General features: G+C 33.1%; 5 protein-coding genes and 1 pseudogene. 5 read left to right on the top strand and 1 reads right to left on the bottom strand.

Features of this window, described 5'->3' with window-relative positions; genetic code table 11:
• From AMD28_RS00475 to AMD28_RS00460, 4 genes and pseudogenes are all read left to right on the top strand, one after another.
• Positions 1-637 (top strand): IS110 family transposase (locus AMD28_RS00475; RefSeq protein WP_055442131.1); only part of this gene is annotated, 637 nt, incomplete at its 5' end.
• Positions 638-688: 51 nt separating this feature from the next.
• A pseudogene (gene pgi, locus AMD28_RS00470) lies at positions 689-1,828 on the top strand (glucose-6-phosphate isomerase); the annotation flags it as partial.
• Positions 1,829-1,988: 160 nt separating this feature from the next.
• Entirely contained in the window at positions 1,989-4,526 is a 2,538-nt protein-coding gene (locus AMD28_RS00465; protein WP_055442200.1) for a TonB-dependent receptor, read from the top strand.
• A 107-nt stretch (positions 4,527-4,633) separates the two neighbouring features.
• On the top strand, positions 4,634-5,071 hold the full coding sequence (locus tag AMD28_RS00460; RefSeq protein WP_055442199.1) for a hypothetical protein: 438 nt from the start codon (positions 4,634-4,636) through the stop codon (positions 5,069-5,071).
• Between the two features lie 205 nt (positions 5,072-5,276).
• Here AMD28_RS00460 and AMD28_RS00455 read toward each other — a convergent pair whose 3' ends face one another.
• Positions 5,277-6,335: an endonuclease/exonuclease/phosphatase family protein gene (locus AMD28_RS00455; protein WP_055442198.1), complete on the bottom strand. Its 1,059-nt coding sequence runs from the start codon at positions 6,333-6,335 to the stop codon at positions 5,277-5,279.
• Positions 6,336-6,474: 139 nt separating this feature from the next.
• On the opposite strand from AMD28_RS00455, the gene AMD28_RS00450 reads away from it, so the two are divergent.
• Complete coding sequence (locus tag AMD28_RS00450; RefSeq protein WP_055442197.1) at positions 6,475-9,246, top strand: TonB-dependent receptor; 2,772 nt, start codon at positions 6,475-6,477, stop codon at positions 9,244-9,246.
• Positions 9,247-9,280 lie beyond the last annotated feature (34 nt).

Genomic DNA, 9,280 nt, shown 5'->3' with positions numbered 1-9,280 from the left:
TCTTTACACAGCTTTAAATGAAGTTCAGAGTGAGTGCTTGCAACTCTTTAGATTGCTGGATAGTTACATAAAATACCGAACGGCATCGAAGAATAAACTTCATGGTGAAGAAACCTTAGGAATACCTTCCAAGTTTGTGTATCGTTCTTTAAAGCGAAACGTTAAGCATTTGCAAAAGGAGATTACCGCGATAGAAGAGCGTCTATTAGATTTAGTTAAACAAGAGCAGCAACATCAACTGACATTATTAAAAAGCATCCCAGGAATGGGTGTGAAAACAGCTTTGTTTTTAATAGTAGTAACTGATGGATTTAAAAAATTTGAAACGGCATCACAACTGTGTAGTTATGTCGGTATTACACCAACTATACGAAAATCAGGAAGCAGTGTTCGCGGACGAAGTAGAATAAGTAAAGTAGGGAATAAGAAACTAAGAAATCTGCTATTTTTATGTGCATTTTCGGCATGTAAGTACAATAAGGCTTGTAGAGAGATTTATGAACGATTGGTGGCCAAAGGAAAGAGTAAAAAACTTGCGTTAATAGCAGTTGCAAATAAGTTATTAAAGCAAGCATTTGCTATTGCTAAATCAGGATTGCCATATTGTGAAAATCACGTTTCAGTATTGCCTAAATAGTAAAGAATTACATAAAATATAAAAGGCTCAAAACAATAAAATTATTTTGAGCCAAAACTAATAATGTCTAAAATTAACGAAGAAAAGAGTTGTTTTTTACCTCAGTTCTTTGTTAGTAATGTAGATGGTGATCATGTAAATGAAGTCATCAAAAAATTAAATCCAGAAACTACGCTATTCGTAATTGTTTCTAAAACATTTACAACCCAAGAAACCTTATCGAATGCAACTACTTTAAAAGACTGGTTTTTAAAAAGTGCGAAACAAGAAGATATCGCTAAGCATTTTGTTGCGGTTTCTACAAATATTGAAAAAGTAAAAGGTTTTGGCGTAGATGAAAATAATATTTTCCCAATGTGGAATTGGGTTGGAGGACGTTTCTCTCTTTGGAGCGCTGTAGGACTAACTATTAGTTTGTCGGTAGGAAACGAGAATTTTGAAAGCCTTCTTTTAGGAGCTAATAAAATGGATACCCATTTTAAAAACGAAGATTTCAAAACCAACATTCCAGTAGTGCTTGCGCTAATTAGTGTTTGGTATAATAACTTTTTTGATGCAGAAAGCGAAGCTGTTATTCCGTATTCACAATATCTAAATCAATTTGCTACCTATTTACAGCAAGGTATTATGGAAAGTAATGGGAAAAGTGTAGATAGAAACGGCGATGTAGTAAATTACCAAACAGGAACCATAATTTGGGGAGAACCTGGAACGAACTCGCAACACGCGTTTTTTCAATTAATACATCAAGGAACCAAACTTATTCCTGCAGACTTTATAGGATTTGCTCAATCTTTACATGGTAATAAAGATCATCAAGATAAACTGATGTCTAACTTTTTTGCACAAACGGAAGCGCTTTTAAACGGAAAAGATAAAAGTGAAGTTATAGCAGAAGGAACCGAAGAAACATTAATACCATTTAAAGTGTTTCCAGGAAACAAACCTACCAACACTATTTTTATAGATAAACTCACACCAGAAAGTTTAGGGAAACTGATTGCGATGTATGAGCATAAAATTTTTGTACAAGGAATTATCTGGAATGTTTTTAGCTACGACCAATTTGGTGTAGAGCTTGGTAAGCAGTTAGCTGGAAAAATTTTAAAAGAATTTAAAAATGATGATTTCGCAAATCACGACACTTCTACCTTAAATTTATTGAATCATTATAAGGAATTAACAAATTAATTGTTAAAAAGTCTGTTTATAGCTTTAATATCTAAGTAATTGAAAGCGTGCTTATTTGTGTTATCTTCAAGATTGAAAATTTGTTAACGTTAAGTTAATGTTAAATCATTAATTCAATGTATTTTTGCAAAAAAATAAACCAAATATTAAATTCAATAAAATGAAAAAAATTTCAAGATTTTTATTTTTAGTAGTAACGCTTATGCTTACTACAGGAGCAATGGCTCAAAGTACTGTAACAGGTACTATTATTGATGCCGAAATGAACGCGCCACTTCCTGCGTCAAACATTATTGAAAAAGGAACTGCAAATGGAGCATCATCAGATTTTGATGGTAACTTTACTATTACTACTGAAGCAAAAGCTGGTAAAATAGTTATCTCTTATGTAGGTTACACATCTGTAACAGTATCTTTTAACGGTAATACAGATTTAGGAAACATTACTTTAACTAGTGATAACTCTTTAGAAGAAGTAGTGATTATTGGTTCTGGAGTTATTGATTTAGCAGAAGACAGAAAAACACCTGTTGCTGTAACTACTATTAAAGCAGCTGAGATTCAACAAAAAGCTGGAAACTGGGATTTACCAGAAGTATTGAAATCTACTCCTTCTATTCAAAACCTTAAATCTGGTGGTTTTGGTGATGGTCAAATGTTTATTCGTGGTTTCGATCAAACAAACACAGCATTCTTATTAAACGGGCAACCAATTAATGGTATGGAAGATGGTAAAATGTACTGGTCTAACTGGTCTGGTGTTATGGATGTTGCTAACGCAATTCAAGTACAACGTGGTTTAGGAGCTTCTAAATTAGCAATTTCTTCAGTTGGTGGTACGGTAAACATCGTGACAAAAACTATTGACAGAAAAGAAGGTGGTTTTGTACAACAAATGGTAGGTAATGATAATTACACGAAAACTACAGCATATTATTCTACAGGAGTAAACGAAAAAGGATGGTCTTTTTCTGGTTTATTAGGTCACTGGCAAGGGGATGGTTATGTAGATAACACAGATGGTCAAGGACAAACATATTTTTTCTCTGTTGGTTACCAACCAAATGAAAAACATTCTTTAAACTTCTTATTAACTGGTGCTCCACAATGGCATGCAGCAGCTGGAAGTGGTTCAATAGAATCGTTTTTAGATAATGGTAGAAAATATAATTCTTGGAACTTTAGTGGGGTAGATAGTCCAAATAATTTAAATGGAGGAAAATATCCAGGTGGAAGAAATATTTATCACAAGCCAGTAGCTAACATTAGCTGGGATTGGACAATTAATGAGAAATCTGAATTATCTACTGTACTTTACGGTTCAATGGGTCGTGGTAGTTTTGCACAAGCAAGAACTTCTGGAGATGATGTAACATATGCAAGAGGTTCTAATAATAACCATAACTGGTTTGGTTTAGTAACTAATTATAACAACCAATTAAGTGAAACATTAAACCTTAACTTTGGTGCAGATGTACGTTTATATAACGGTATTCACTTTAGAGATGTAAGAGAATTTGTAACTCTAGACTCTGTAAGTGCGTCTTCAGGATATAGCGGAAATTATGAATTAACAGAAGCTGGTGGTATTAATCCTTGGGAAGTGTTTTTTAACCCAAACAATGACCATTCACAACGTTTTGGTTATGATTACGAAGAGCAAATTAACTATGCTGGTGTTTTTGGTCAGTTAGAATATTCTAAAGATAAATTATCTGCATTCTTTCAAGGAGCGGTTTCTAACCAATCTCATGTAAGAACGGAATTCTTAAATACAGAATTTGAAGGGAAATCTGAAGAATCTGATAAAGTAAATAACCTTGGGTATAACTTAAAAGCAGGTGCTGCTTATGAAGTTAACGAAACGCATAAAGTATTTGTTAACGCTGGTTACTATTCACGTCAACCTTTCCATGATACTTTATTTCAAGACAATAGAGGAGGTAATACATTATTAGATCCTGAAGCTGAAAATGAAGAAATTACAGGGTTTGAAGCAGGTTACCAATTTAATGGTGGTAGAAAAATATCTGCAAACTTAAACGTATACCATACTACTTGGGATAACGTAACTAAATATAATAGTAATGGTCAAACAGGTGATAGTTTCTTAAGTTTCCAAACATTAGGAGTGAAGCAAGTGCATTATGGTGTGGAATTAGAAGTTATAACACGTCCTTTTGATAATGCAAAACTTAATGGGTTTGTATCTTTAGGGGAATGGCAGTTTAAAGACAATGCTACTCAAAGAACTTTTGATAACGACGGAAGCCAAGTAGGTGCTGATGAAGAGATTGTTATTGATGGATTTAGTGTTGGTGGTGCTGCGCAAGTTACTGCTGGTATTAATGGTAGCTATGAGTTTTTACCAAGATTTAGCATTGATGCTGGATGGAACTGGTATAACGATGTTTTCTCTACAGGTTCATTAGGAGAAGCGCCATTATCTATGCCTTCTTATGATACTGTAGATACTGGATTATCTTACAAAATGTTAGTTGGTGAGAATAAAACAAATTCATTACAATTTAGATTAAACGTAAGTAACGTTTTTGATGAGGTGTATTTAGAGTCTGTTAATGGTACGACTGCTGCTTCAGCAATTGCATCTGAAAACTATAAAGGAGTTAATAAATCAAATACAGGTAGATTTGGTTACGGAAGAACTTGGAACACAAGTATTCGTTTTAATTTCTAATTCACTTTAGAAAAGTATATTAAAAACCTCTTCCATTTTTTGGAAGAGGTTTTTTTATGCCTAATAATTAGTACATTTGTTATCAAACTAATTCAAACTTAAATTATATGTATAGTATTGTAAAAAACCTTCATTCTTATTGGGCTTATTTAGTGCTTCTTGTGTTAATACTAGCGGTAGTAAATAGCTTATATAAAACGTTTTCTAATAAAGAATATACGCCTAAAGATTTCAGAATTGCATTATTTACACTTATTGTAACGCACATTCAGTTATTAATGGGATTAGTTTTATACTTTACCTCACCAAATGGGTTTCATAGTATAAAAGCAAACGGTATGGGGGGATTATCTCCTTTTGCTAGATTATTAGCTGTAGAGCATCCTTTTATGGGGATTTTAGCGATTACCTTTATTACTATTGGTTACTCTAAGCATAAAAAGAAACTTACTTCTAAGCCTAAACATAAAACCATTGCTATCTTTTATACCATAGCATTGTTATTAGTTTTAACTAGAATACCTTGGAGTGTTTGGTTGGGTTAAAATAGTTTGTCATTTCTATCCAAGTGGAGAAATCTATGTAATTTAAAAAGATGCTTCAACTGCGCTTAGAAAGTCATTCAGAAAAACATTGTAATAAAAAAAGGCTTCCAAATTTTGGAAGCCTTTTTTATTATAAACTATTATGGTATGTGTCACCTTGAGCGCAGTCGAAAGGTCTTTATACACTTTTTAGATACCTTTCTTATTATTCTTTGATTTCTTTTACAAGAAGTGTGTACACGGGAAAGTGATCACTAAATCCATCTGTAAATCCACCATCTGCAAAACTACGTTTTGGATATCCTTTGTATCTTCCCTTTTTGTTAACTAGGTAATTTTTATTAAAAATTCCAGCTTTATATAAGGTAAAAGAAGAATAATCTTTTTCAATTAATGGCTTTGTTACCATAATTTGGTCAAATAAACTCCAAGCATCTCTATATGCAGTAGTACCTAACCCTTCCTTTTTAAACATATTGGAATATGGATTGTAAAGTCCTTTAAAACCAACCTTGTCTTTGTCGCTTTGCGCTTGTAAAACCTCTGTAACACTAGCGTTTGTTGGGTCATCATTTAAATCTCCCATGATAAATACTTTCGCATAAGGATCAAGTGATTGTAAAGAATCTAAAAGTCGCTTCGTCAGTTTAGCTGCCGCAACACGTTTAGGTCTACTACGTGCTTCTCCACCACTACGAGAAGGCCAGTGGTTTACAATAACATGAATCATTTCTCCGTCTAATTTACCACTTACCAATAATTGGTCTCTGGTATATTTGCGTTCTTTGGTGTTATCGTCATAAATTTTTAATTCATGGCTGCTAGTAGATAAAGGGGTGAAAAATTTCTTTTGGTATAAAAGAGCAACATCAATACTTCTAACATCTGGAGAATTATAATGAACAATGCCATAATCTTGGTGTATTAATGCAGGATCATTTACTACATCTTCAAGTACTTCTCTGTTTTCCACCTCAGATACTCCTAATATTACTGGAGAGTTATTGGTAACGTCTTTTCCTATTTCGGAAATCACGCGAGCCATATTTTTTACTTTCTTTTGGTAAACTTCAAACTGTTTCGTTTTCATTTCCATAATAGGACTTCTTTCGTCAAATTTACTTGTGTCATTAATAGTGTCAAATAAATTTTCAAGATTGTAAAACCCAACAGTATGGACTTTAAATTTCTTTTTTTCTTGAGCTTCCGCAGTGAAAACCACTGTTAAACACAGTGCTGCGAGCCAGAATTTTAAATTTTTCATGAATGTGAATGTTATGTTATAGTTATGTTAATACAAAACTCCTGCCAAATGTAGATATTTATTATAAATAATGTAAATTTGCTTGCTTTAAATAATAATTATTTAATGTAAAAAGAGTTTATAACCTATAAATTAAAGTATGCAAAAAAGATTTTTAATTCTTTTCTTCGGAATTTTATCAGGCTTTACCACGTTTGCGCAGCAGACCACGGTAACAGGAAGTGTGAAACAACCAATTTCTCTCGAGCCTATTTCAGATGTTACTGTTACTATTGAAGGAACAAACATAACTGCGCTTACCAATGCGCTAGGAGTGTTTACGTTTAGCAGTGATTTGCCATTAGGCGAACAAGTTTTAAGATTAACTAAAGAGGCTTTCGTACCACAACGTTACCCAATTGTAGTTAATGAAGGTAAAACATTAACCATAAACGATATGGTTATGGAAAGAGACCTAGCTGGAAATGATTTATTCACCATTACACTTTCTGATGATGAATTAAATGATGATACTACTGGAGCAGACAATATTTCAGGTTTGCTTTCTTCATCACAAGATATTTTTCAACGTACTGCTGCTTTCGAGTTTAGTTCTTCTTTCTTTAAAGTAAGAGGTTTAGATTCAGATAACGGTTCTGTTTTAATTAACGGAATAGAAATGAACAAGCTATACAATGGAAGACCACAATGGAGTAACTGGGGTGGACTTAACGATGTTATGCGTAACCAAGAGTTAACTTCTGGTTTAACGCCTTCAGCGTACAACTTTGGTGGTATTCTTGGTACAACTAATATGAACGTAAGAGCTTCTAGTTATAGAGAAGGTGGTCGTGTAACCTATTCTTCTTCTAACAGAAGTTATACTAACCGTTTAATGGCTAGTTACGCATCTGGAGCATTAGAAGGTGGTTGGGCGTATACCATTATGGCAGGAAGACGTTGGGGACAAGAAGGATATCAAGATGCTTCATTATATGACTCTAACTCTTTTTTCGCATCTGTAGAAAAGAAATTTGGAGATAAGCATAGCTTAAACTTCACATCTATATATGCACCAAATAGAAGAGGTAAATCTTCACCAAATACGCAAGAAGTATACGACCTTAAAGGTATTAAGTATAACGAGTATTGGGGATATTTAGACGGTGATAAAAGAAATTCACGTATTAAAGAAGTGGAAGAGCCAATTATAATGTTAAACCATTATTGGGATATTTCTTCTAAAACAACATTAAATACTAACGTAGGTTACCAATTTGGTAAACTAGGAAATAGCCGTTTAGATTATTCTGGAGGAACAAACCCTAGTCCAACATATTACCAAGACCTACCAAGTTATCCTTTATCAGATCCAGATGGTCCAGATACTGCAACTGCTTATGAATTAGAACAAGAGTTTTTAAATGATGGTCAAATAGATTGGGAGTATATTCTTACTGCAAACTTAAATAATAATACAGCAGAAAATGGAACTAGTCCTGCCGCTTATGTATTATATGAAGATCGTGCAGATGATAAGCAACTTACTTTAAATTCTATTTTAAGTTCAGAAATTAATGAGAACATATTAATTAATGCTTCTCTTAATTACAAGAAATTGAAATCGGAAAACTTTGGAGAAATAATCGATTTATTAGGTTCTACGGTTGGAGCTCTAAATGTAGATTCTTTTGATAATTTTCAATACGATAATCAAAATAAGGATAGATTAGTTGGAGTAGGTGATAAATATAGATACAACTATAATTTATTTGCAGATGTACTTTCAGGGTATGCACAAGCACAATTTAAATATAACAAAATAGACTTTTTTGTTTCTGGTAGTCTTTCAAGTACAACATACCAAAGAGAAGGATTATGGCAACATAGTAATTTTGAAGATAATTCTTATGGAAAAGGAGAAGAGCTTACCTTTAATGGTCTTGGTGCTAAAGCAGGATTTACTTACAAAATAACAGGTAAACATTTATTCGATGCCAATGCTGGTTATATTGAAAGAGCACCTTCTTTACGTAACACGTTCTCTAACTCTAGAGAAAATCATAATGTGGTAAGAGGTATTGAAGAAGAAAAAGTAACTTCTTTTGATGCAAGTTATATTTTTAGATCTCCAATTATAAAAGCAAGATTAACAGGATTCTATTCTACTGTTAAAGATGCTAATGAAGTAGGTTTCTACTATGCAGACGGATTAAGTGGTGATGCAATTGCAGAAAATGAAACTTCGGCTTTTGTACAAGAAGTTTTAACAGGAATCAACAAAAAGAATATTGGTGTTGAATTTGGTATTGAAGCGCAAGTAACGCCTACTATTAAATTAAAAGCAGCAGGTTCTATTGGTGAATATACGTATGATAACAATCCAGATTTATACTTAACATCAGCTGGTTTCGATTCAGAAGATGGTTCTATTTCTTACGGACAAGCAAATCTTAAAGATTATAAAGTAGCAGGAGGACCACAACGTGCGGGTTCTATTGGTTTTGAATACCGTGACCCTAAATACTGGTGGTTTGGTGCAACAGCTAACTTTTTCTCCAATGCATATACAGATGTTAATGCATTAACAAGAACCGAAAACTTCTACTTAGATGTAGACGGATTACCGTTTAATGATTATGATCCAGAAATAGCTACTGAGTTATTAAAACAAGAAGAGTTTGACAACTATATGGTTGTAAATCTTGTTGGTGGTAAATCTTGGAAAATTGATCAGTACTATATTGGCTTTTTTGCTAGTGTAGGTAACGTACTTGATAAAGAGTACAAAACGGGTGGTTTTGAGCAAGGTAGAAATGCAAATTACAGAGAGTTAAGAGACGATAATGCGAATCCTTCGCGTGTGTTTGGAGCAAAATATTGGTATGGTCGTGGTGCAAATTACTTTGTAAATGTGTACTTTAGATTCTAAAAAAAGAAAAATTAATTATAATAATATTACGAAT

It is taken from the genome of Lacinutrix himadriensis, assembly GCF_001418105.1.
In the GTDB taxonomy this organism is placed as follows: Bacteria; Bacteroidota; Bacteroidia; order Flavobacteriales; family Flavobacteriaceae; genus Oceanihabitans; species Oceanihabitans himadriense.
This window is presented reverse-complemented; position numbering and strand designations above follow the sequence as displayed.